Raw genomic sequence first — 24,259 nt, forward strand, 5'->3', positions numbered from 1 at the left:
CCAAGTTAAGAAATTATTGTTGATTTGCTTTTTTTGCATTCTTTGCACCATCTTCCTATATTTTTAATTTTATCTGGGATTGCTAACCATTGATGTCCTGCACTACATTCCCATAGAAGCTTGGTTCTAGCATTTACATACACAGTAGATAAGCATTTCCCTCCTTTGAGTTTTGCCAGTTCTTGCATTTGCTCAATTGTTAATTTATTGCTTCCTCCACATACAGGACACCATGCACCACGATTTTTAATGCTAGATGGAGTCGCTTGCCAAATATGACCTAAGTTACACTTCCAAATTAAATTAACCTTATTTCCATTATATTGATCTGATAAGCATTCCCCATTTCTTTTTTTAGCTAATTCTTTCATATTGTCTATGGTTAGTTTTTTACTACCAGAGCATTCTAAACACCATGAGTCATTATTTTTAATACTAGATGGTATGGCTAGCCATCGATGTCCTTCACTGCATTCCCATAGAAGTTCGGTTCTGGCATTTATATACTCAGTAGATAAGCATTTCCCACCTTTGAGTTTTGCAAGCGCTTGCATTTGCTTAATAGTTAACTTTTTTCTTCTAGCGCAAGACGGACACCAGGTATTTCTTAAAATAACCTGAGATAAGCTCGCTGACCAGCGATGGCCTAGATGGCACTCCCATTCTACAAGCTGCTCTTTGTAGAGAATATTTTCACTATGACACATTCCTAGGTTTAATTTAGCTATTTCATAGGCTTCCTGCGTGTAATTACCTGAGGAATGATACTCAACAGCACCAAAAGGGATAGCATCATAATTTGAGGGTATTGCAATGTCTTTAGATATCAATATTCTCTTTATGGTATCTTTCCATTTGTCAGGATTGCTTCTGGGATTCAGTTCATTTATCTCTATTAATAAGACTTTATTTTCTTCACATGTTTTTCTTTTGTATTCATCTATTAACTGTCGTCTTTCGAAGCTTATACTTTTATCTGGATACCAATATGCGGTTTTATCGAAATGGTATTGACCTTGATACTCAAAAGCTATTTGAAGCTCTTCGCAATAACCATCTAATTCTAACCTCCCGCCTTCATACATAAGCCACAAAGGTCTTGAGGAAGGGAATTTTTTATTGAATATTTTTTCAAAAAAACACCGTATCGCATTTTCGCCTTTACGTTTACTTTTATAACAGTGACGACACCATTTTCCATTTTTTATATCACTTGGGGTAGCTTCCCATTGATGCCCTAAGTGACATTGCCAAGTTAATTTACTGTGGCTGTTCGTATATTCTACAGACAAACATTCGCCATTTCTATTTCTAGCTAATTCTCTCATTGCTTCTATTGTTTGTTTTACATTACCAGCACAGTCAGGGCACCACGAATTACCATTTAGAATACTTGATGGCGAGGCATTCCATTGATGACCAAATTCACATTCCCATTTTAATTTACTACGATTATTCTTATATGAAGCAGATAAGCATTTCCCCCCTTTGCTTATAGCTAATTCTTTCATTTGACTAATAGTTAATTTTTTTCTTTCTGCGCATTCGGGGCACCATGATTTCTTGTTTTTAATCGAGTTTGGCAATGCATCCCATTGATGACCAAATTCGCATTCCCATGTCAATTTTGAATCTGAATTAATATAAGCATTCGAAAGACATTTCCCTTTTTTTCTCTCTGCTAGCTGTTTCATCTCATCAAGTGTTAATTTGGCAACACCCGCACATTCAGGACACCAAGATCCGATCTTTCTTACATTATAAAGTGTAGCCTCCCATTGATGACCAAACTCGCATTCCCATTTTAATTTTGTATCAACATTTTTATACTTTTCTGAAAGACACTTCCCATTTTTGTTTTTGGCAACTTCCTGGGCATGATGTAATGTTAGTTTTTGATTGCATGTCTTAGGCTTGAGCCCTGAACCCCTATTTGAAAACATGGTGATTTCTTGCTCTTTCTTTGTGATGTAATTATTCATTAAAGAGCCCCTTGTGATATACATTTGCCAGCATTCTATTGACACTAAAAACATAATCATCCGAAAATTTTAAGTTGATTTTTAAAACAAAATCGTCCCAGTTAATGGGGGCCCACGTCTCTAGTCCTTTATCAATATATTTTTTAAGAAATGTTATGTAGTTGTGGTTTCTTCTATAAGACATATCACATTTGTTCCTACGTCCATCAAGAATCTTATTGATAATTCTATCCAAGCGCTCAGAGTTTTCTGCAGGATATGCTGAGGAATTGTAAGGTGTGTCTTTTAGCTTTGCAAACGCGGTATTCCAATCTTTGAAACCATAATACTGTGCAAGGGCTTCTAGAACATTACCTAATGTTAATTCTGGATTATGATAATTCTCTTTTATTATTTTTGCGCGTGACTTGAGTTCGCATGTAACTGTAGTTTTAATTTTTTCAGGTGACATTGATTGACTCCAATTATATATCAAGTTTATTCAGAGCCTGTATTACTGAAACTTAATAAAAAGAGTGAAACCAATATTTAGATAACTAGAGCTATTCACCATATTTACAGGCGGCAAGCTAGCCCAATGCTCGGCGAACATTCTCTATATAATAAGCATACGTGTCAAGTTAAAATTTTAATTTTGTCGCGGATTAATGGCTTGTCCAGAATCTGTAGCAAAAGATAACAAAATTATAATAATTTAAAGTTGAACTAGGGCCTGTTTACAATTCACATTGGTAACCACATTAACCCACACGCTAAGTCGACCATAGAGGCATAATTTCTTTTTAATTTATCGTACCTTGTCGCTATTGCACGAAAATGTTTTATTCTTGCGAAGATATTTTCAACCAGATGCCGGTACTTGTATAAAGCCCAATCCATATCATCATTTCCTATCGTTGAATTACTTTTTCTTGGGATAACAGGTTGCGATGATTTCTGCCTGATGATATGGCGCAAATCCTCCTTGTCATATCCCTTATCAGCAATCGTATAATCAGCAGATGGTAGCTGAGTGATGAATTGAGGTGCAACTTTGCAATTATGTACTTCACCACCGGTGACTATGAAATCAATTGTCAAACCATGTGCATCAGCCGCCATATGTATTTTTGTTGTATTCCCAGCTACAGATTTCCCAATAGCTTCATCATCCGAACTAGCAGCACCTGTACTATGCTGATGAGCCTTTACAATGCTTCCATCAATAAATTCCCACTCAAGATCTGGGTCCTGAACAAGGGTTTTAAAAATAGCCATTAGTTTGTTTTTCGAGGCCCAACGGTTAAATTGTTGGTAAATTGAAATCCATACACCAAAGAAAGTTGGTAGGTCTCGCCAAGGCAATCCTGTTCGCATACGGTATAAAATCCCTTCGACTGTTTTTCGCAAATTGGGTTTGTCATAAATTCCGTGTTCGCGAATGATCGTTCTTAGCTTTGACCAATGCTCATCTGTGAGCATAAGCCTTAGCATTGCAAACTCGTTTTTTGCTGATTGTGAGAATCGCAAGTTTACGAGTTTGTTCTTATAAATCTATCGATTACAGCGAATTGTAAACAGGCCCTAATTTAGAACTTAATAACAAACTTCAGGGATTTATTGAGTCTCTAAATGCGTATATTTATTAGATATAAGTATTAGCAGACACTTTTAATTTGCACCCTGAGTGCACCCTCAAAAGTTAGTATGGACAAAAGTAAATTTCGCAACTCATTGATTTCATTGGCGTCCCGGGCAGGATTCGAACCTGCGACCTGCCCCTTAGGAGGGGGCTGCGCTATCCATCTGTGCCACCGGGACTTTGACTTTATTTATCAAACGCAAGTCTACCCTTATAGCCAGAAAATGACAACGGGGAAGCAAACTTCTTCTATGAAAATGTAAAGATTATTGATTGGGCTGGTTGGATTGGAATGTGTTCAACTATTCTGTCATTTCTTAATTCCGGATATTGATAAGTTAATTTTTATTAAACTGAGTGAAAGTTCTTGTGGTTGGCCATCAAGATGGTTATAACCTGATAACAGCATGACATGAAAGAATATCTATTGACCAAATATTAATAATTAAGATACCTTGCGCTAGTTGATAATGGATTGAAAATTTGAGTCATTAAAGGAGATGTTAAAATATGAAAATTTTTAAAGGATTAAAGAAAAACACTGGTTTTAGGAAGCAGTCAAATACTCAAAAAATATCTAATTCATCGATTCAATCATCCATTACTTCTTTATCTGGTGATGCAAGCCAACCCCGATTTGATTTTTTTCCAATAAACAATAGAGATGTTTTATTAAAAAGCCCCTCTTTCAATCATATCGGTTCAGAATTTCAACCCATGGTATCCAAGAGGGATGTAAACTCAATCTCGATTACATTACCAATTAAACACAATGTTCATCGAAATCATAATAGTAATTTGCCAGTTGACTCAATATCAGTCGTGGACTCATCTAATCAACAGGATCATATTTCCTATTTACATATATGCTTTACTCATGAGGAAGGAAAATGGTATTTATTTTTAAAGTGTTTCACAACGCCGGATGTTTTTAATTATGATTTTGCACCATTATTGAAAATACTACATAAACCAGACATAAGAACTTATCCCATGAGTTTTGGTTACCCTGGTGTTATTGACAGGACAGAGCTCATTGACAAGGATAGAAAAATTTATGCTAGGCAGTTTATTATACATGGCCCTAATGATGAGGCTAAAATCTTGCAAGATGTTCATGATTTCAATTTGAATTGTTTGAGGCGTTTTGAAGAGTTAACCTATGGTAGAGATAATAGTGCTTATAGAAACTCTCAAGCGCTAGGGAGAATTTTGCATAAAATTGTAACTGCTTATCAAGAAGTAACGGTAAATGAATATGATATAGCATTGAATAGGCTTAAGATTGTATTTCAAGATCAAGTATTTCAAAATGATCCACAAATTTGTTTGTCTTTGACTCACATAGTCAATGCATTGATTGTTTTAAGTCAAAAAAAGGAACTTAATAACAAGGGAATTGAAATGGATGAACACCAATTACATCTCATTTTAAAAGAACTTGCAAAACATGAAGGTAAAAAATTTAAAAATAATCTATGGTTTCCTGTAGGGACTGTTGAGACAATTAGCCAAGAGGTAGACGAACTGTTTGATTTAAAGCAAACTACAGCCGCAGCATCTATAATGAGTTAATAGTGATTTAAGCACTACCAGTTACAATTTAATTAAGGACGATAAAAATGAAACAAATTAAAGGAATACTATTATCAATAATATCTTTATCATTCTTGCCGTTTCTGGTGTTTGCTTCTGATGCGTCGATTAGTCTGGTTGGTGTTCAAGGCTATGATTTGGTTTCTTATCATCAGAAAAATGGTCCTGTCCGTGGTAGTGGTAACCACACTGCTTATCATAATGGAGTAGCTTACCTATTCGCTACTGATGAAAACAAGAAAGTGTTTCAGGCTAATCCTGAAAAATATTTGCCAGCATATGGTGGTTATTGTGCTTTTGCAGTTTCAGTAGGTCGGAAAGTAGTGAGTGATCCATTAGCATGGAAAATTGTTGATGGCATTTTATATCTCAATCTTAATAAACAGGTACAAGAATTTTGGTCAAAAGATATTCCCGGGAACATAAAAAAAGGCAATATTCAATGGGAAAAAATTAAGGATATTGACCCTCAAAAAATTTAATGCAATTGCAATATCCCTAACCTGTACCATTCTGTTTTATCGATTATTATACAGGTTTAATGCAAATTATTTTATTTTTATAATGGCCACACCCATAAAATCGTTCGAATAGAAGCCATTATAACAATAAGTTCCAATGGTAATCCCAAACGAAAATAATCAGAAAATCGGTATCTTCCTGGCCCCATAACCATGGTATTGTTCTGATGGGCAATTGGAGTTAGGAATGAACACGAAGCACCAATAGCAACTGCCATTAAGAAAGAATCCACATTCAGATGGGCTGACTGAGCAATTTTGATTGCAATGGGAGCCATAATTAATGCCGTTGCTGCATTGTTTAATAAATCGGACAAAGTCATAGTGATAACCAGAATCGCAAGCAAGGCAAAGATAGGGGGGAATATTGGCCAGCAATTTTCATAAATCCATTTGCAATCAAATCTGCAGCAGCAGTCGTTTGTAAAGCTTCTCCAACAGGGATAAGAGCAGCTAATAATAGTACCGACCAATCAATAGTAGGATACAAACTGCATCGTATCTCTAATAATTCCAAACGAATAAAATGAGAGAAAGAATTAAAATGCCAAATAAAAGATAAGGTTGGTACATGCAATAATCCTTATTTTCATGTTCAAGATATCAACATCCCTGCTAATAACTACAGGACTTTACTCGAAAATATTATTTAAGTTTGATTGGTTACATTCCTGAATAATTCGGTCCACCTCCACCTTCTGGTGCTTGCCAAACTATATTTTGACGAGGATCCTTAATATCGCACGTTTTACAATGAATACAATTCTGGGCGTTAATTTGTAATCGAGGTCCTTTTTCAACGTCCTCAATTATTTCATAAACAGCAGCCGGGCAGTATCGACTTTCCGGAGAAGCGTATTGGTTTAAGTTCACTTCAATGGCCAGCTTGGGTTGTTTTAATTTGAGATGACAGGGTTGATTTTCCTCATGAAATGTATTTGATAAAAATACAGATGAGAGTTTATCAAACGTGAGTACGCCATCTGGTTTTGGGTAGTTAATTTTTTTAGCTTTGTCTGCTGGAATTAACGACTTATAGTCAGAATGATTTTTTAAGGTCCATGGAGAATATCCTCGAGTCACATAAGTCTCGAAGGCAGCATTAATTAGACCTGGAAATAAACCGTATTTGAATCCTGGTCGAATATTTCGCACTGCATAGAGCTCTTGCTTTAGCCAGGATTGATTGATTTTCTTAGGGTATGCACTTAGTTCAAATTGACCGCTCTTTTCTTCACTTAGCGCATCAAAGCAAGCTTGTGCAGCAAGCATTCCAGATTGCATTGCGGTGTGAATTCCTTTGATTTTAGGCACATTTAGGAAACCGGCAGCATCTCCAATCAAGGCGCCGCCAGGAAAGGTAAGTTTAGGGAGAGATTGCCATCCTCCTTCATTAAGTGCTCTGGCTCCATAACCAATTCGCTCACCTCCTGTTAGAACAGATTTAATAAGGGGATGCGTTTTAAATCTCTGAAATTCGCCAAAGGGATTGAGCCATGGGTTCTTGTAGTCAAGCCCAACAACAAAACCTATTGCAACTCTCTGCTCTGAAAGATGATACAAAAAGGAGCCTCCATAAGTCGCATGATCAAGAGGCCAACCAACCGTATGGATAACTTTTCCAGGTTCATGGCGCGATGCATCAACTTGCCAGATTTCTTTAATCCCTATGCCGTAAGTTTGTGGCTGCGAATGATCTCTTAAATGATAGCGACTCATTAATGTTTGACTTAATTGCCCGCGACATCCCTCAGCAAATAAAGTTTGTTTGGCTAATAAATGCATTCCAGGTTGATAATTATCAGTTTTTTTCCCTTGTCTATCAATTCCTACATCCCCAGTAGCAACACCTATGACTTGATTTTTATCATTGTAGAGAATTTCTGCTGCAGCAAATCCAGGGTATATTTCACAGCCTAGAGACTCTGCTTGTTCTGCAAGAAACTTACATAGTTCCCCTAAACTGATAATAAAATTTCCTTCATTATGCATAGGTTTTGGAGTAGGGAGCTTAAATGATTTATTTTGAGTCAAAAAATAAAACAGATCTTTGTTAACAGGAGTATCCAGTGGGGCCTGTTGCCAATTATCTGGTAGTAATTCTTTTAAGCTTCTAGGCTCTAAAACTGCGCCAGAAAGAATATGAGCGCCAACCTGAGCTCCTTTTTCCAGGATACAAATAGTAATTTCTTTTTGTGAAGCTAAAGCCAGTTGCTTTAATTTGATTGCAGCGGATAATCCAGAAGGCCCTGCACCGACTATGATAACATCAAATTCCATCGTTTCGTGTTCCACACGTACTCCTCTAACTTACAAATGAAAAAATGATCGCCTTTATAAGGTTTAAGATCAAGATTAAATTTTATATTTTCAATTTTTGAAGGGCTAATTTTATTTCATGGCAATGCAAATCTGAGAGAATAGCTGAATTGATAGGGCATATAATTGTTTTTTAAACATAAATTCTCCAATTAGCAAATATTAGGTTAGAATAATCGAACCTTGTCAAAATTCATTGAAGGTATGGTTTATGAATAGCGATAATAAAAAATCTGAAGAGTTGCCAAAAACACTGGGTCGGTTTTTCTGGCATTTTATAAAAAAACAGCCTTTGGCTTTTACGGTATTTTTTGTAGCACCGATTGCAATGGTGCTTGAAAATAATGCTATTCCCTATTCTTTGAAAATGATCATTGATGCTCTTGGGATGCACTCCAGGGAAGAAAATATTTTTTCAGTAGTTGCTCCGGCTTTATGGTTAGGTGGCGGTGCCTGGTTCGTTTTGATCGTGATTTTACGTCTGCAAAATTGGTGGCAAGGTTATGTGATACCAAGATTTCAGGCTGATGTCAGAATGTCTGTTATGGAGCATTTGAGTCGCCAGTCTTATCATTATTTTTCCAATCAAATGGCGGGTGGTTTAGCTAACAAAGTCAATGACTTACCCCGTGCTCTGGATTCCATATTCAATATTATAACCTGGTATGCAATCGCCGCATTCGCTTCTATCATTGTGGCATTAATTTTGATGTGCACTATTAACTACTGGTTTGCGGTTATTTTGTTAAGCTGGATTATTTTTCAGCTTTACATCAGTTATAGATTATCTAAAAAAGTTGATCAATATGCAAAAGAAAACGCAGAAGATAAAAGTCAGTTAAGCGGTAAAATAGTTGATAGTTTGAGTAATGCCAGTGTAGTGAAGCTTTTCGCTCGATCTCGAGATGAGCTGGCTTATATTTCCGCAAGTCAGAATATGGAGGTACAAAGTAATAAAAAACTGACGATTTATATGAACATATTTCGTTTGTATCTGGATATTCCAGTCACAGTCATGCTAGTGGCTATGGTGTATTTCCTGTTAACTTTTTGGAATAAAAAACTCATTACAACAGGCGACTTGGTCTTTATATTCAATGTATCGTTTTCTATCATGACTCAGATTTGGTATTTGTGCCATGCTATTGCTGAATTCTTTCGAGAGATAGGCATAGCAAGACAAGCTATTGCTTTGCTTAGTGCACCCATAGAGGTTCAAGATGTTCCTGATGCCAAGCCATTGAATGTTAAAGAAGGCAAAATAGAGTTTGATAGCGTTACATTTCATTATAACCAGGGTAAGAAAGTATTTGAAAATAAATCAGTAATCATTAAGCCGAAACAGCGTGTTGGCTTGGTAGGTTTTTCGGGAAGTGGTAAAACGACGTTTATCCATTTAATTTTACGTTTATTCAATGTGGAATCTGGAAAAATTTTGATTGATGGTCAGGATATCAGTCTGGTAACTCAAGATTCCTTGCGCTCAGCTATCAGCCTTATCCCTCAAGATACCACTTTGTTTCATAGGACTTTGATGGAAAACATTCGTTATGGTAATCCTGATGCGACTGATGATGAGGTTGTGATGGCATCAAAACAGGCATGCTGTGATGATTTTATTTCACTTTTACCGGATGGTTATAATACTTTGGTGGGTGAAAGAGGAATTAAATTATCAGGAGGACAAAGACAACGCGTTGCAATTGCTCGTGCCATTTTAAAAAATACGAAGATTTTGATATTAGATGAGGCTACTTCACAGCTGGATTCCCTAACCGAAGAAGCCATACAAAATTCATTGTGGCAACTCATGGAATCAAAGACTACAATTGTTATTGCCCACCGATTATCAACACTATTGCATATGGATAGAATTTTAGTTTTTGAAGCAGGAAAAATAATTGAAGATGGAAGCCATGAAGAGTTATTAGCGAAGGATGGTTTATATAAATCCATGTGGGATGCTCAAGTAGGTGGATTCTTGCCTGAATCCGATCGAGACAGAGACAATTGGGATGAATAATCAGATACCAAGTGCTATGCTATAAAAATAGACTTTTTGAAAATTTTGTTGCAAGGAGCATTGAATTCTCAAGGGGTAGGGAATGATCATCCGGAATTATTTGTTGGCTATTGTCTTTTTAATGATTGTATATCCTAATGCGTATGCAATGAGGTGTGGAGATAAATTGGTCTATGAAGGGGATAGTAAATACACTGTTTTGTCTAAATGTGGTGAGCCACTTGATAAATTGGTTTATGAGGAGAATGTGCCATTATACAACGCGGCTGGTTATCAGATAGGTTATGGTACTAATACAGTCGAAACCTGGATTTATCAAAAATCTCCTGTTGATTTTCAATACGAATTAATTTTTGATTATGGGAAATTAAAACAGATTAACGTAAATCGTAACCCATAATGGTGAGCGTGTAAGAAGCTTTGTGAGGAAAAAAATATGAAAAAATTATTCAGCGGATTACTTATGGGCTTCTCTGCTCTGGCCTATGCAAATAACGAGGTTGTCATCAATGTCAGCTCAAAAAATCCCAGTTTCGTTGTCAGTCTTGCAGCTAATCCAACTACAGGTTATCAATGGTCTGTAGTAGAATTTGACAAAAACTTGCTTACCTTAAGTAATAGCATTTATGAAAAGCCCAAGACTAATTTGATAGGTGCGGGTGGTAAAATGCTATTTACTTTTAACTTGAATAAAGGTAAAACCTATCCCGCTCAAACCAAAATGGTCTTTAAATACGCTCGTTCCTGGGAGCCAGAGAGCGGGACTATAAAAAATGTAACGATTAATTTCGCCAACCCCTCAGACTAAGAATTAAGAAAATTTATTTTTCAATAATATAGTCATAGAGCTTTATTCTATTCACTCCATCCTTTTTTTCTAAAAGGCAGATATCTAGGCTCCCAAAAGAGTTCATCAATTAATCGAGGTAGCTCCTTGTCTTGATTTTTTTGAGCATAACCTGAGTCTATTGCACACTGAGCTACTGCAATAGCTATTTCTTTGGCTACAATTTGCGCATTGTCTAATGAGGGTAACAGGGGCAAAAAGCTGTCCTTTTTACTTGGCGCAAATTTACTTAAAGTCTGGGCGGCAGCCAATATCATATCTTTGGTTAAACGAGAGGCGCTTACCGCCAAAACGCCCAATCCAATTCCAGGGAATACCAAGGCATTGTTGCATTGAGCTATTTGCACCATTCGGTTCTGATATTCAATAGGGGCAAAAGCAGTTCCAGTAGCAATTAATGCCCGTCCTTTACTCCATGCCAATATATCTGAGGGCTGTGCTTCACATTTTTCATCAGGATTTGATAAAGGGAAAATGATTGGTCGCTCGCAGGATGTCGACATAGTTTCCACAATATCTTGTGAGAATGCACCCGTTTGCGCTGAACAGCCAATTAAAATGGTAGGTTTGACATGCCTGATAGTGTCAGTAAACGAAGGATGTTGTTTATTATTAATTTCCCAGGATTGTATATCTATAGGATTCCGTGCATAGGGTTTTTGAGCATCAGTAAGCTCTTGGTCAGTCGCAAGTAATAACCCCTGTTTGTCTATTAACCAGAATCTGTCATAAGCATCAGTTAGGCTCAATCCGCTTTTCACCATCGCATCAACAATTTGGTCGCTAATACCAGTACCTGCTGAGCCAGCTCCAAACACAACGATTCTGTGTTCATGTAAGGGTAGTCCAGTTACATCACATGCTGCCAAAATTGCTGCCAGAGTTACTGCACCAGTTCCCTGAATATCATCATTAAAAGTACACAATTCATCTTGAAATTGATCCAGGATTCGTCGAGCATTGCCTCGACCAAAGTCTTCCCAATGTAAAAAAGCATTTGGAAATTGCTTATGAATTTCATTGACAAAAGTTTTGATAAAATCGTCGTATTCTGAGCTTTTTATTCTGGGGTGACGGCAACCCAGATACATAGGGTCATTTAATAATTCTTGGTTGTTAGTTCCTACATCAAGAAATATGGGTAATGTGCGAGTTGGATCAATCCCACCACATAAGCTGTAAACCATTAGTTTTGCAACAGGTATATCCATTCCTCCTATCCCTTGATCGCCAATGCCTAGGACTCCCTCACCATCGGTCACTACAACAAGGTCTATGTCTGGATTCGAACGGTTATTAATTATTTCCTCAAGCTGGTTTTTATCCGAATGAGCAATATACAATCCTCGTGGCTGTCTGTATTCATGACTAAACCTCTTGGCTGCAGCACCAACGATTGGTGTATAGATGATGGGAAGCATTTCCCCCAAATGACGACTTAGCAGTTTGTAAAATACTATTTGGTTTTTATCATGTAAATTATTCAAATAAATATGTTGCTGCAAACGTGTCGTGTAACTTGAATATTGAAGATAGGCACGTTTTACTTGTTCATCAAGAGTTTCTACGCGGTGTGGTAACTTGCCTAAAAGACCGAAATCTTTTCTTTCTTCCTGAGTAAATGCTGTTCCTTTGTTTAATTGCGGTGTAGTCAGTAAAGGCTTCCCACATAATGAGGTTTCTATGTATAACTCGCCCGTTTGGGGATCACGATTCAAACTAAAATCAAGCATATGGTATTCTCATAAGATAGCGTTACTTGCTGACTGGTGATAATATCGACTTTTTGTAGTTTACATCAAGAGGGCGGGTATGAATAAGTACTTAGTGATAATATTAATAACTTTGGGATTGGTTTCATGTCAGTTTAAAAAAGACGAATCCTATTATCGTTCCCACCCATCCGAACTGCAAAATGCTTTAAAATTGTGCCCTGGCACGCAACCCGATGGATTGAGTTGCCAGCAACTGGAGGCAATTGGCAGGAGGATGAATGGTCTTGCTTATCAACTACAATACAATCCACAAGAGTTTGGTAACAAAATTTTGGCTTTGCAGGAGGTTATTGCCAATCAGCAACGGGAAATACAGAGTAAAAAGGATAACGCTGAATTACAAGATTCATTGAAAAGAAATCAAGAAGATCTTGCTTACTATTTAGCAGTTGTAAAATGGTTAGAATCCCCTGAGAGTTAAACATGAAAATATTAGTAAGCAATGACGACGGGGTTTTGGCGCCCGGTATCAAAATTTTAGCTAATGAGCTGTCCACTTTAGGAGAAGTTAAAGTGGTTGCGCCTGATAGAAATAGAAGTGGCGCCAGTAACTCTTTGACTTTAACACAACCTTTAAGAGTTAAACAATTGGACAATGGTTATTATAGTGTGGATGGAACACCTACTGATTGCGTCCATCTGGCGTTAACCGGATTTTTAGAGCCTACAGACATAGTTGTTTCAGGGATTAATGAGGGTGCCAATTTAGGGGATGATGTACTTTACTCAGGTACAGTGGCAGCGGCTATGGAAGGTCGTTATTTAGGGTTGCCTGCTATTGCAATCTCAATGGTAGGGGACAACATACAACATTATGAAACAGCTGCAATTATTGCCAAACAATTGGTTATAAAATTAAGTGCTAACAAATTACCTTCTCAAACTATATTAAATGTTAATGTTCCTGATTTACCTTTGAATCAAATAAGAGGATTGCAGGTTACGCGATTGGGAACTCGCCATAGCGCTGAGCCTATTATTAAAGAATATGATCCCAGAGGAAGGCCAATTTATTGGGTTGGTCCACCGGGTATAGAAGCAGATGCTGGTGCTGGTACTGATTTTTTTGCAATTAAAACAGGTCATGTTTCGATAACACCGCTTCATTTAGACATGACTCATTATAAGCTATTTGATCATTTATCTAACTTACTTAACGAAATTTGCATAGAAAATTAATAAATAATAAATGAGATAATGATGCGCCTATTTCGCAAACAATTAATTTGTATTTTTTTTATCTTAAGTGCTGCTGGTTGTGGGACAAGAAGTGATTTGGCTCCTGTTACCGAGCTAAAATGGCAGCCTTATTCAAAATATCAGAAATTCCATACGGTGCGATCAGGTGAGACCCTTTATGCTATAGCATTTCGTTATGATACTGATTATAGGCGGCTTGCGATCAACAATCACCTAAGGCCACCTTATTCTTTGCGAGTAGGACAAGTTTTAAGTTTAAAAGGCATCGTGCCAAAATCAAATCACTTTCATTCAGCTCCCAGAGCTAACTTACATATTACCCATAAGCCAAAACAAAAAACTATTTATTCTCCAGCTTATAATGTACGTTCTTCCTCTGGTTGGCTATGGCCAGTTACTGGTCGTGTTGTTACAACATTCATTCCTTCTCAGGGGAAAAAAGGCATAAATATTGCATGTAACAGAGGAGACAAAGTTAGAGCTTCAGCGAGTGGAGTTGTGGCTTATGCTGGCAGCGGTTTGGCTGGGTATGGTAATTTAATTATCATTAAACACAGTAATGAATATTTAACTGCATACGGCAACAATGCCAGAAACCTGGTGACAGAAGGACAGCGCGTTAATGCAGGGCAGGTAATAGCAGAAGCTGGGTTAATAGATAGATCATACTGGGGTGTGCATTTTGAAATTAGAAGAGCAGGGGTGCCAGTTAATCCATTGAATTATCTACAAAAAGGTTGACATATAACTCATAGTTATAGCAACAATAGGCTTGTTAAGAAGTAAAAAACTATTTCAAGGCATAGCTAAACATATAGGTGATACAATGCAAGATGATGAAGAGCCAATTAAGGACAAGGAATTTAAAGAAGAGGAATGGTCTGAGCCAGATGATGAATCTCTGTTGTCAGAAGAAGATGTTGAACCTGATATCGAAAAAATGGAAGAAGAGCTTGATGAACTTCCAGAGTTTACTGATGATGAAACTTTTCCTTCATTCCAGCGCGGGAAAAATATTGCCAAGGCTTTAGATGCGACTCAACTTTACTTGGGTGAAATTGGTTTTTCTCCTTTGTTAACGGCTGAAGAAGAAATCCATTATGCGACTCTTGCTTTAAAAGGTGATATGGAAGCACGCAAGAAAATGATTGAGTCGAATTTGCGCCTGGTGGTTAAAATAGCCAGACGTTATCTTAATAGAGGATTGCCTCTTCTTGATCTAATCGAAGAGGGTAACCTGGGTTTAATGAAGTCTGTTGAGAAATTTGACCCCAAGCGAGGATTCCGTTTTTCAACTTATGCGACCTGGTGGATTAGGCAAACTATTGAGCGCGCAATTATGAATCAAACGAGAACTATCCGTTTGCCTATTCATGTCGTGAAAGAACTTAATGTTTATCTCAGAGCGGCAAGGCAATTGACGCAAAAACTGGATCATGAACCATCACCTGAAGAAATAGCAGAAATGGTGGATAAGCCTTTGGAGGATGTCCAAAAATTATTGGGATTGAATGATAAAGTCGCTTCAGTTGATACTCCAATTGGATTTGATGAAACCAAATCTTTATTAGATACAATTGCTGATGAAAACAGTTTAAATCCTGCAGAGCTGCTAACCAATGAGAATTTAAGGCAGCATATAGAATCTCTTCTGGATAAATTAACTGAGAATCAACAGCAGGTTATCGCAAGACGTTTTGGGTTAAGAGGTTTTGAAAAAGCGACACTGGAAGACGTTGGTAAGGAAATTGATTTGACCCGAGAACGCGTTCGCCAAATTCAAGTTGAAGCGTTGAAGACACTTAGAACTTTGTTAGAGCGGGTTGGACTAACACAAGAGGATTTGTTTTGATTTAACCAGTTAATTAATTACACACAAGTTGGGTCAAATTTGACCCAACTGAAACCAAATTAATTAATTACCGTCAATTTTACATCTTAAAAAGCAGTCAATTTATTGACTAAACTCTATTTTAAAGCCTTGCCAACAATTAAGATAATCCATTTGCCTACTGGGATGTCGATAGGCTTGCTCAGTTACTTGCCAGTAGTCTTTGGTTTCAAACATAAAGGCTAGGGAGTTGATGTAATTTGGTTTTAGATCCTGCGACGCTGCAATTTCGTAAGATTCATAATCAGGTCCGTGTGGAGTCATGCAATTATGGATGCTGATACCACCCGGTATGAATCCTTCCTTCTTGGCGTCATATTCACCATAGACAAGTCCCATCAGTTCATTCATGTAGTTTCTATGAAAATAAGGCGGTCTAAAAGTATGTTCGGCAACCATCCAGCGAGGTGGGAAAATAACAAAGTCCAAGTTAGAAACACCGGGTATTTCGCTTTCTGAAGTTAATACAGTGAATATGGAAGGATCAGGGTGATCAAAACTGACTGTGTTAATTGTATTGAACAAACTGAGATCATAACAATATGGTGCATAATTGCCATGCCAGGCGACGACATTTAAAGGAGAGTGGTTGCATACAGTAAACCATAATTTTTTCTGGTTTTTACAGATTATAGTATGCTCGCTGCCAGAGTTTTCAAATGCGGCTACTGGATATTGAAAATGTCTTGGGTTTGCCAAACCATTGGCTCCAATGGGGCCTAACTGAGGTAAGGTTAAGGGATTTCCGCTATTTTCACAAAGATAACCTTTTGCCTCCTTGCTGATTACTTCCACTTTAAATTTAACGCCACGAGGTATCACCGCGATCGATCCGGAAGAGAGCATTAATTTGCCAAATTCAGTATGCAGATGAATCTCGCCTGCATAGGGAACAAATAATAACTCACCATCATTATTGGCGAAATATTTATCGCTCATGGAGTGGTTGCAATAATAAGTATAGGTATTAACTAACGGGCTACCGGCAATATGAAATAGTCCTTCAACAAAATCACATTTAATTTGAGAGCTGTTATAAAGAGGTGACCAACGCATGGCATTGGGTGACAACTCATCAACAAAAGGTTGCATAATATTAAACTCATAGGGGTAATACGTGCCCTGGGTAACAGTAGGAAGTATTCTATATAGCCAACTTCGAAGATTATTATGTCGGGGACGAGTGAATGCGGTTCCACTTAATTGTTCTGCGTAAAGTCCTAAGCTACAGTGTTGCGGTGAGTTTTGATTTGGGGGTAGTGCTCCTTTAACAGCCTCGCTGTGGTGATAATTACCAAATCCTTGCAAATACACAGTTCAATCTCCTTCAAGATTTTTGATGGTGCTAGCATAGTCCAAAAAAGTTCAAATTGTCGAGAGCATCGATGGCTTTAGTCATTCTTTTTGGTGTTAGAGCATTGTATAATCTCCAAATAAAAATTCATTTAGAGGTGATGTAATGGCTGGTCATAGTAAATGGGCTAATATCAAATTCCGTAAAGGTGTTCAGGATGCCAAAAGAGGAAAAATATTTACTAAATTAATTCGTGAAATTACTGTAGCTGCCCGTATGGGGGGAGGAGATGAGTCAAGTAATCCACGCTTGAGAGATGCTGTTAAAAAGGCTCTGAATGCTAATATGAAGCGTGATACCATAGATAATGCTGTCAAGCGAGGGGTAGGGGGAGTTGATGGTGAGGCTATGATAGCCATGCGTTATGAAGGTTACGGGCCAGGTGGTGTTGCTATACTGGTAGATTGTTTGTCTGACAATAAAAATCGAACCGTATCGGAAGTTCGACATGCTTTTTCAAAACATGGGGGTAATTTAGGCACTGATGGTTCAGTATCCTATCTTTTCACTAATCAAGGTGAAATTCTCATGGCTTCTAATCAGCCAGAAGATAAAGTGATGGAGATTGCAATCGATGCTGGCGCTTCTGATGTTGCTGTAGAAGATGGTCAGATAGAGATCATTACCCCTGTAGAAGCTTATCACACCGTCTTAAATGCTTTACAGGATGCCGGTTTGGAGGTTGAGCAGTCTCATTTAACTATGCGTGCACAAACCTTGGTTCCAATTAATGATGAAACGGCTGAAAGTTTAATTAAACTGATTGACATGCTGGAGGATTTGGATGACGTACAAGAAGTTTACAGCAATGCTGAATTCTCTGAAAAAATATTAGAATCAATGAATTAATGACGATTATATTAGGGATAGATCCAGGCTCACGGGTTACAGGATATGGATTGATTAAAGAATCTGACCGTAAAATTGCGTACATCGATAGCGGCTGTATTCGCACATCAAACGATACGGAATTAAGTCATAAATTATTGCAAATATATGATGGAATATGTGAGCTAATGGATCACTATTCCCCAACTGAGGTTGCTATTGAGCAGATATTTATGCATAACAATCCTAATTCAGCTTTGAAATTAGGACATGCGCGGGGGGTTGCCATGGTAGCAGCAGCCTCACATCGTGCGAAAATCTTTGAGTATTCAGCAAGAGAAATAAAGCAAAGTGTAGTTGGTTATGGGGCCGCTGAAAAAGATCAAGTGAGTCATATGGTTGTAGAGCTTCTTCAGCTCAATCGAGCTCCTCAAAAAGACGCTGCCGATGCTTTGGCAATAGCAATATGTCATAGCCATATGAGAAATGGTTTGTCAAAATTAATCGGTTCAAGAGGAACGAAACGCAGGAGGATGAGACTATGATAGGCTGGCTCCATGGTCAAATTATAGATAAGCATCAGCCAGGAAAATTGGTTCTTGATGTCAATGGCGTAGGATATGATGTAGAAACATCTTTGAATACTTTTTTTCAGATAGAAAATGGTAACCAACCTGTCGGATTACATATTCACACCATAGTTCGAGAAGATGCTTTGTTATTGTATGGCTTCCTGGATAAAGAGGAGCGTTCTTTATTCAGATCATTAATTAAAGTGAATGGGGTAGGCCCCAAACTGGCTATGACTGTTTTATCCAGTATTTCTCCTAAGGAATTTATTCAGTGTATTCACCAGGAGAATGCTGCTTTATTAACCAAATTACCTGGCATAGGCAAGAAAACTGCAGAGCGCTTAGTAGTTGAAATGAGAGACAGTATAAAACAATTTGATGGTTCGGTTTCCGATACCTTCCAAAAGCAGGCAGGTAGCACTCATAGTCAACAAGAGGCAATCAGCGCGTTGGAGGCATTAGGCTATAAGCCACAAGAGGCGTGGAAAGTTATGAATAAAATTGATAATGGCAATAAGAGTTGTGAGCAATTGATTCGTGAGGCTTTGCAAATTCTTTCTTCGCGATGAGATTGTAACTGTGATCTGATAAAATTCTCGATAATAAACAGGAGCATTTATGAAAAGAATGATCGGTTTTATGGTAAGTGTGATGCTAACCTTTGCTGTCAATGCTGCTGATTCTCAAGTCAATACTCATAAACACCAAACTGATAAGGGTAAAGTGACCCCAGGTATGTCAATTCAGAGAAACACAGAGCAATCAACGGCTATTACAGCCGATGCAGCCTCTTCAAATACCACAGAAAAGGTTACTTCCCAACAGATGAAAGAGCATAAAAAAAGTGTAAAGGAAGCGAACTATAATGCTCAAAAGAAGGAAGAAGAAGCAAAGACTGCGACCGATACCCAGAAACAGGAAGCAGATTCTCCAAGCTAAAGGTGGTACTATCATCACCTTAGAAGCTTTCTTTAAATAGGAAATCCTCTTGTATTTCTGCTTTGCTCATTCTCAGTTTTCTCAGTTTTCTCAGTTTTCTCAGTTTTCTCAGTTTTCTCAGTTTTTTCGCTAATTTGTGACTTTATTTGAGGAGTGTTTCTTTCTGTTTCTGCTGACAAGCTCTGTGCTCTTTGTCTCTGAGGAGTAGGTTGTGGTGCTTTTTCACAGAGCTTATCCAACATATGAGTGTAGGAGCTAGGATAACACAGGGTTTCAAAAGCAATGCTCTTAAGTTTTTCTTTTGCATGTCTATCATTTAAGTAATAGGTTAAAAACTCTTGAAAACTCTTATCGTCTTTAAACTGCATCCAACCTGCATTAGCATCAAAATAGTCGATGATGAAACCTTGAGGTGTCGGTTTAGTTCGTTTGTGGATAGCAACAACATGTCCAGAACTGCTATTAGCATAGCTAACAAAGGTAGCAGATTTACCATACTTGTCTAATTCAGACATTATTCGATCAGTGAATTCTTCAAACTGTTTTTCTGGTTCAGATCCCACTGTATCCTCATACTCAAGAAAGATATGTTCTTTTTGAGACTGTTGAGTTTCATAGATTTTAGGATTAAGACGGACAAAATCATTAAAACTTGGTATTGCCTGTAGTATTTTATCCGTTGCTTTGGTTGGCTGAATAGATACCTCTTGATTCCCTCGAAAGCCCATAAATCTGTCTTTCTTTATTACATCGTTTGCCCAATGCCTAGCTAAGCCGTGACACATACCACTCTTTAAACCCATGCCTGGAAGCATTGCCTGACTGCAATGGAGAACAATCCGACCACCTAGTTCACGACATTTTTCTTGATGCCGATAGGCCTGCAAATTTGTACCATGCTGAACTATGGTTTTCTGTAACTCCTTCGTTCTCGCAGCAGTTGTAGTGCATCCAATCGATAAATATTTTAACGCACGAGCTAAGGGCTCCTGTCCATCAATTATGGCTATCATTCGTTGCTTTTCAATTTCTCCTTCCAATTGAAGCAAGGATACGTCTTGTAACAAGTTTGGAGTAACCACTGGATTTGGAATATGAGATACTTTTAATTTCATCAACAAAATCAATTGGTTAAATTGTTGAGAATATTTATCTTTATAATATGAGGATTCCAATTCTTGCTCAATTAGATACAGGATTGATGGATTATCTTGTTCTAAAAGACCGTGAATTTTTTTAAGAAAAGGGTCTTTGCTATCAGCCTCGTGTAAAAATTGTAAAAACTCTTTCTTTAGATTTTGATAATTCTTTTCAAAATCCCCGTTTATACAACTCTCTATGAGTTTTAAATCACTCTCAATTTTTTGAATCATTTCATGCCGACGTTTATCTTTGTCTGGTGCCATCTCTGAATTTATTTTTTTCAATGAAGTAGATAATTGTTCGAGTTGCTCTTTCATGGTTTTTACTGCTAACTCAAATGTGCGTGGTTGATGAGCTTTATATTGAACATTTAAGAGTTTGTCAGAGTATTTATCAACAATCTCTTTCTGCTCAGGATTTAGTTTTACCAAGTCAGCTTCAATGACAGCCGCTAATGCATTTAGGATTTGAGGCATTTTAATTAAAATATAATCTATATATGTATATTATGGACTATATGCGTTAATTTTGACAGATTAAGGCTTACAGCAAGTTACCTCAAAAGAAATATTACTGAAAATAGGAAATTTTAGATTCATTGCCTAGTATTACCGAAAAAGAAAAATAAGAAGGGACAATTTTTATGGGGAAGTTATCAATCTGAGTTATGGTAAAAAGTTGTGTACGGTATTAATTGAACAAAAGAAAGGGTGGTGTAGTTATTATTAACTGATGAGAGTTATGATTTGATTATAGAGTTTATTTTGGTTTTGTTTTGATGGGCAAGTAAACTCTCACAATTAAGCCTGTACCAATTTTAGGTGAGTCAAGCACGACTCTTCCACCGTGAAGTTCGCAAATTTGCTGTACGATAGCCAAACCCAGACCGCTACCAGGGCTTTTGTTTCCTAATACTCTAAAAAATCTTTCAAAAACACGTTTTTGTAATTCAGGCGGGATTCCTGGGCCATTGTCACATACTTCGAGTATGATTTCGTTATTATGTTTTAATAATCGAACAATGACTCTTCCATTTTCCATGGAATATCGAATGGAATTATCAACCAGATTGCGTATTAATATTCCCAAAGCGGTTGGATTTCCATAAATTTTAGGCATTTTCTCATCAGTTTCAAATTCCAGTTCAATTTGTTTTTCAACTGCAGACGGAGCTAACATAGCTAATATTTCACGAGTTAATTTACTTAGATTGACTTCATCTTGCTCATGTAGTTCTGTTGCTTCTGGTACAAGTTTACTCATGGTTAGTAACTGCTGCACTATATGTGTACTTCGATTAACACTGGCAATTAATTTTTGTAAAGCCTGATTTTTTTCTTCTATATCATTGGAGTTCAAAGCCACTTGAGCTTGGGCTTTAAGTGCTGCAAGAGGTGTTCTCAACTCATGTGCTGCATCGGCAGCAAATCGTTTTTCACGCTCAAACCCTTCCTTGAGTCGAAAAAATAATTTATTTAATTCATCAATTACAGGTTTAATTTCTTCGGGAACTTCTTGTAAATCAACAGGTTCCAGGTGACTTGGTGCGCGGTTAGCAACCTCTTCTGCTACTCTATCCAGACTGTCTAGTCCTCTTCCAATAATGATCCATATCAATAGTCCTGATAATGGAAAAGTAAGCAACATAATATAGAGATCATCTTGGGCAATTCTGTGACCCAGCTCATTTCTGGTATCATAACGCTCTGCCAGTACAGTACGAATTCCTGCTTTGTCATTATAAGTTGTGAATACTCGCCAATCCTGGTTAGAAATTCTTTTATCGCTGAAGCCGTCTGTCTCTGCTGTTAATGGTATTTTAGGGGCAGTAGGTGAATGTAATAATAATTTACCTCCATTGGTCCATACCTGAAAATTAAATTTATCCAAATAATTTTCTTGAGGCTCATCATTTAAATATCTTTTTTGATAATAAGTATTAATTTTTTGGGGAATAGATTCCAGGGCATTTTGAATTTTTGCAAGAGGCCTTTGATGAAGATCATCCCCTAATAAGGCTTGATAGGATAGCGCGGAAATAGCCATCAATGTATCAAGGTGGTCTTGAATGTCTTTTTGATCAAGATAATAGTTACCAATAGCAGTTAATGTTGTAGTAATAGTAATTGCAAGAAGCAGATTAATTAATAAAAATTTTCGAATGGACGATTTCACGATAGAAGTACACTGTCATTTTTTTCAGCCATATATCCTACACCACGTATAGTGCGGATAAAGTTTGCGTTAAGTTTTTTACGTAAATTATGTATATGAACTTCGAGAGCATTACTGTCCACGTCTTCTTCCCAGCCATAAATACTCTGCATTAATTGTTCTCGAGATAAAACCTGGCCACTGTTTTCAAGTAATTTCTGCAATAGAGCAAATTCTCTTCTTGGAACATTGACGAGTACATCATCCACGAAGACAGAATGAGCAGCAGGATCGAGAGTAATATTTTTATATTGCAACACGGAATCAGCTCTGCCCTGAGAGCGCCTTACCAATGCTCTAATCCTTGCACTTAATTCGTTTAAATCAAAAGGCTTAATATGATAATCGTCAGCACCGCTATCTAAGCCTTTTACCCGATCTTCTATTGATTCTCGAGCTGTAAGAATAATCACAGGTGTGCTATTTCCATCATGTCTGATGTTTTGCAATAATGATAAACCGGATAATTTAGGTAATCCCAAGTCAAGAATAATTAATTCAAAAGACTCTGATTTGAGAGCCGCCCGAGCAGCTTCGCCATCTTTTAGCCAGTCAACAACATAACCAAATTGTGTCAGTCCGGCTTTTACTGCATCGCCAAGCAGTTCATCGTCTTCAACAAGTAATAATCTCATCGGTGCTCCTACTTTTTCTCTTATTACATGCTATATTTTTCTGCAGATACAGAGATATCACTATTGTTTTTCAAAGCTTTTTTCATCTGTGTGTTTTGTTAAATAAAAAGCTTGAATCAACACAAAAAGTAAAGTAAACCCAACACCACCAAATAATTTAAAATTAACCCATACATCAGTGTCATAATGATAGGCAACATATAAATTTAATGCCCCCATTACTATAAAAAATAATGTCCATGCTAAATTAAGTCGATACCAAATTTTTGTTGTTAAATTGATGTTTGCTTCCATCATTTTTTGTATTAGTGGCTTAGATCCTATATAACTTGAACCATAAAAGACAAGAGCAGATAACCAGTAGATTCCTGTAGGCTTCCATTTGATAAACCAAGGGTTTTGAAAGAATAACGTCGCTCCTCCCAAGACCATAATGATAGCCAGACTAAACAAATGCATTTTTTCATAATGCTGAAACTTTAATCTGTAAAACGCAACTTGAGTTAATGAAGCTACCATAGCAACAGCAGTAGCGGTATAAATGCCAAAAAATTTATAGACTATAAAAAATAAAACGATAGGAAAAAAATCGAATAGTAATTTCATATATTGTTTAATTTATCAATTAATTAATATCATTATAACACAAGTTTTAGAACTCACCTGCAAGCTTCATACCGTATTAACAAAATAATTTGCACAATTTACATACTTATCACAGATTTTTTATTTAATAATCTTTAAGCTTTTAGCGGCATGCAGTAGTCTTGGTGTTCCCTCAAAAGCATGCTTCTGTTTC

25 protein-coding genes and 1 tRNA gene are annotated in these 24,259 nt (G+C 37.2%); 13 read left to right on the forward strand and 13 right to left on the reverse strand.

What is annotated here, in order from left to right:
• Positions 1 to 5 precede the first annotated feature (5 nt).
• The 4 genes from LPG_RS06355 to LPG_RS06370 form a co-directional block, all read right to left on the reverse strand.
• A complete protein-coding gene (locus LPG_RS06355) occupies positions 6 to 1,982 on the reverse strand; it encodes a zinc-ribbon domain-containing protein (RefSeq protein ID WP_016356890.1) in 1,977 nt (658 codons plus the stop codon).
• The gene (locus tag LPG_RS06360) at positions 1,975 to 2,433 is read right to left on the reverse strand and encodes a glyoxalase superfamily protein (protein ID WP_010947002.1); all 459 of its coding nucleotides are present in this window, start codon (positions 2,431 to 2,433) and stop codon (positions 1,975 to 1,977) included. Before LPG_RS06360 ends, LPG_RS06355 begins: the two co-directional genes overlap by 8 nt.
• A 272-nt stretch (positions 2,434 to 2,705) precedes the next feature.
• Complete coding sequence (locus tag LPG_RS06365; protein WP_016356891.1) at positions 2,706 to 3,455, reverse strand: IS5 family transposase; 750 nt, start codon at positions 3,453 to 3,455, stop codon at positions 2,706 to 2,708.
• A 250-nt stretch (positions 3,456 to 3,705) separates the two neighbouring features.
• Positions 3,706 to 3,782: transfer RNA gene (locus tag LPG_RS06370), tRNA-Arg, on the reverse strand.
• Positions 3,783 to 4,113: 331 nt separating this feature from the next.
• Between LPG_RS06370 and LPG_RS06375 the strand changes: the two genes are divergently transcribed.
• Together LPG_RS06375 and LPG_RS06380 are read left to right on the forward strand one after the other, a co-directional pair.
• Entirely contained in the window at positions 4,114 to 5,178 is a 1,065-nt protein-coding gene (locus tag LPG_RS06375) for a lpg1273 family Dot/Icm T4SS effector (protein WP_010947004.1), read from the forward strand.
• Between the two features lie 47 nt (positions 5,179 to 5,225).
• Positions 5,226 to 5,681, forward strand: coding sequence for a YHS domain-containing (seleno)protein (locus LPG_RS06380; RefSeq protein ID WP_010947005.1), 456 nt, complete (start codon positions 5,226 to 5,228; stop codon positions 5,679 to 5,681).
• A 77-nt stretch (positions 5,682 to 5,758) separates the two neighbouring features.
• Here the strand turns inward: LPG_RS06380 and LPG_RS15340 are convergent, their stop codons facing one another.
• From LPG_RS15340 to LPG_RS06390, 3 genes are all read right to left on the reverse strand, one after another.
• A complete protein-coding gene (locus tag LPG_RS15340) occupies positions 5,759 to 6,043 on the reverse strand; it encodes an SLC13 family permease (RefSeq protein WP_010947006.1) in 285 nt (94 codons plus the stop codon).
• Complete coding sequence (locus tag LPG_RS15345; protein WP_015444573.1) at positions 6,040 to 6,297, reverse strand: hypothetical protein; 258 nt, start codon at positions 6,295 to 6,297, stop codon at positions 6,040 to 6,042. The genes LPG_RS15340 and LPG_RS15345 overlap by 4 nt, the downstream gene beginning before the upstream one ends.
• Positions 6,298 to 6,383: 86 nt before the next feature.
• On the reverse strand, positions 6,384 to 8,015 hold the full coding sequence (locus tag LPG_RS06390) for an electron transfer flavoprotein-ubiquinone oxidoreductase (RefSeq protein ID WP_010947007.1): 1,632 nt from the start codon (positions 8,013 to 8,015) through the stop codon (positions 6,384 to 6,386).
• Positions 8,016 to 8,250: 235 nt separating this feature from the next.
• On the opposite strand from LPG_RS06390, the gene LPG_RS06395 reads away from it, so the two are divergent.
• The 3 genes from LPG_RS06395 to LPG_RS06405 all read left to right on the forward strand — a co-directional run bounded on the left by LPG_RS06395 (position 8,251) and on the right by LPG_RS06405 (position 10,870).
• Entirely contained in the window at positions 8,251 to 10,062 is a 1,812-nt protein-coding gene (locus LPG_RS06395; RefSeq protein WP_015444571.1) for an ABC transporter ATP-binding protein, read from the forward strand.
• 82 nt (positions 10,063 to 10,144) lie between these two features.
• A complete protein-coding gene (locus tag LPG_RS06400; protein ID WP_010947009.1) occupies positions 10,145 to 10,462 on the forward strand; it encodes a DUF2845 domain-containing protein in 318 nt (105 codons plus the stop codon).
• A 36-nt stretch (positions 10,463 to 10,498) separates the two neighbouring features.
• Positions 10,499 to 10,870, forward strand: coding sequence for a protease inhibitor I42 family protein (locus LPG_RS06405; protein WP_010947010.1), 372 nt, complete (start codon positions 10,499 to 10,501; stop codon positions 10,868 to 10,870).
• A 47-nt stretch (positions 10,871 to 10,917) separates the two neighbouring features.
• On the opposite strand, the gene LPG_RS06410 is transcribed toward LPG_RS06405, so the two are convergent.
• A complete protein-coding gene (locus tag LPG_RS06410) occupies positions 10,918 to 12,642 on the reverse strand; it encodes an NAD-dependent malic enzyme (protein ID WP_010947011.1) in 1,725 nt (574 codons plus the stop codon).
• A gap of 79 nt (positions 12,643 to 12,721) precedes the next feature.
• Between LPG_RS06410 and LPG_RS06415 the strand changes: the two genes are divergently transcribed.
• From LPG_RS06415 to rpoS, 4 genes are all read left to right on the forward strand, one after another.
• Entirely contained in the window at positions 12,722 to 13,105 is a 384-nt protein-coding gene (locus LPG_RS06415; RefSeq protein WP_010947012.1) for a hypothetical protein, read from the forward strand.
• 2 nt (positions 13,106 to 13,107) lie between these two features.
• Positions 13,108 to 13,863, forward strand: coding sequence for a 5'/3'-nucleotidase SurE (gene surE, locus LPG_RS06420; RefSeq protein ID WP_010947013.1), 756 nt, complete (start codon positions 13,108 to 13,110; stop codon positions 13,861 to 13,863).
• Positions 13,864 to 13,881: 18 nt separating this feature from the next.
• Complete coding sequence (locus LPG_RS06425) at positions 13,882 to 14,625, forward strand: peptidoglycan DD-metalloendopeptidase family protein (RefSeq protein WP_010947014.1); 744 nt, start codon at positions 13,882 to 13,884, stop codon at positions 14,623 to 14,625.
• An 85-nt stretch (positions 14,626 to 14,710) separates the two neighbouring features.
• A complete protein-coding gene (gene rpoS, locus LPG_RS06430; RefSeq protein ID WP_015444568.1) occupies positions 14,711 to 15,736 on the forward strand; it encodes an RNA polymerase sigma factor RpoS in 1,026 nt (341 codons plus the stop codon).
• A gap of 102 nt (positions 15,737 to 15,838) precedes the next feature.
• Here rpoS and hmgA read toward each other — a convergent pair whose 3' ends face one another.
• Positions 15,839 to 17,089 (reverse strand): homogentisate 1,2-dioxygenase, encoded by a 1,251-nt coding sequence (gene hmgA, locus LPG_RS06435; RefSeq protein ID WP_010947016.1) that lies wholly within the window; start codon positions 17,087 to 17,089, stop codon positions 15,839 to 15,841.
• Between the two features lie 145 nt (positions 17,090 to 17,234).
• On the opposite strand from hmgA, the gene LPG_RS06440 reads away from it, so the two are divergent.
• The 4 genes from LPG_RS06440 to LPG_RS06455 are packed head-to-tail and all read left to right on the forward strand — an operon-like array spanning position 17,235 to position 19,468.
• Entirely contained in the window at positions 17,235 to 17,978 is a 744-nt protein-coding gene (locus LPG_RS06440) for a YebC/PmpR family DNA-binding transcriptional regulator (protein ID WP_010947017.1), read from the forward strand.
• Positions 17,978 to 18,502: a crossover junction endodeoxyribonuclease RuvC gene (gene ruvC, locus LPG_RS06445; RefSeq protein ID WP_010947018.1), complete on the forward strand. Its 525-nt coding sequence runs from the start codon at positions 17,978 to 17,980 to the stop codon at positions 18,500 to 18,502. The genes LPG_RS06440 and ruvC overlap by 1 nt, the downstream gene beginning before the upstream one ends.
• Entirely contained in the window at positions 18,499 to 19,098 is a 600-nt protein-coding gene (gene ruvA / locus LPG_RS06450) for a Holliday junction branch migration protein RuvA (RefSeq protein ID WP_010947019.1), read from the forward strand. The genes ruvC and ruvA overlap by 4 nt, the downstream gene beginning before the upstream one ends.
• A gap of 49 nt (positions 19,099 to 19,147) precedes the next feature.
• Positions 19,148 to 19,468 (forward strand): hypothetical protein, encoded by a 321-nt coding sequence (locus LPG_RS06455; RefSeq protein WP_010947020.1) that lies wholly within the window; start codon positions 19,148 to 19,150, stop codon positions 19,466 to 19,468.
• Between the two features lie 32 nt (positions 19,469 to 19,500).
• Here the strand turns inward: LPG_RS06455 and lem8 are convergent, their stop codons facing one another.
• From lem8 to LPG_RS06475, 4 genes are all read right to left on the reverse strand, one after another.
• Positions 19,501 to 21,087: a Dot/Icm T4SS effector Lem8 gene (lem8, locus tag LPG_RS06460; protein ID WP_010947021.1), complete on the reverse strand. Its 1,587-nt coding sequence runs from the start codon at positions 21,085 to 21,087 to the stop codon at positions 19,501 to 19,503.
• 283 nt (positions 21,088 to 21,370) lie between these two features.
• Positions 21,371 to 22,786, reverse strand: a complete 1,416-nt coding sequence (locus LPG_RS06465) for an ATP-binding protein (RefSeq protein ID WP_010947022.1) — start codon at positions 22,784 to 22,786, stop codon at positions 21,371 to 21,373.
• Positions 22,783 to 23,460, reverse strand: coding sequence for a response regulator (locus LPG_RS06470; RefSeq protein ID WP_010947023.1), 678 nt, complete (start codon positions 23,458 to 23,460; stop codon positions 22,783 to 22,785). Before LPG_RS06470 ends, LPG_RS06465 begins: the two co-directional genes overlap by 4 nt.
• 60 nt (positions 23,461 to 23,520) lie before the next feature.
• The gene (locus LPG_RS06475) at positions 23,521 to 24,066 is read right to left on the reverse strand and encodes a septation protein A (protein ID WP_010947024.1); all 546 of its coding nucleotides are present in this window, start codon (positions 24,064 to 24,066) and stop codon (positions 23,521 to 23,523) included.
• Positions 24,067 to 24,259: the final 193 nt, after the last annotated feature.

The organism is Legionella pneumophila subsp. pneumophila str. Philadelphia 1, assembly GCF_000008485.1.
GTDB classification, from domain to species: domain Bacteria; phylum Pseudomonadota; class Gammaproteobacteria; order Legionellales; family Legionellaceae; genus Legionella; species Legionella pneumophila.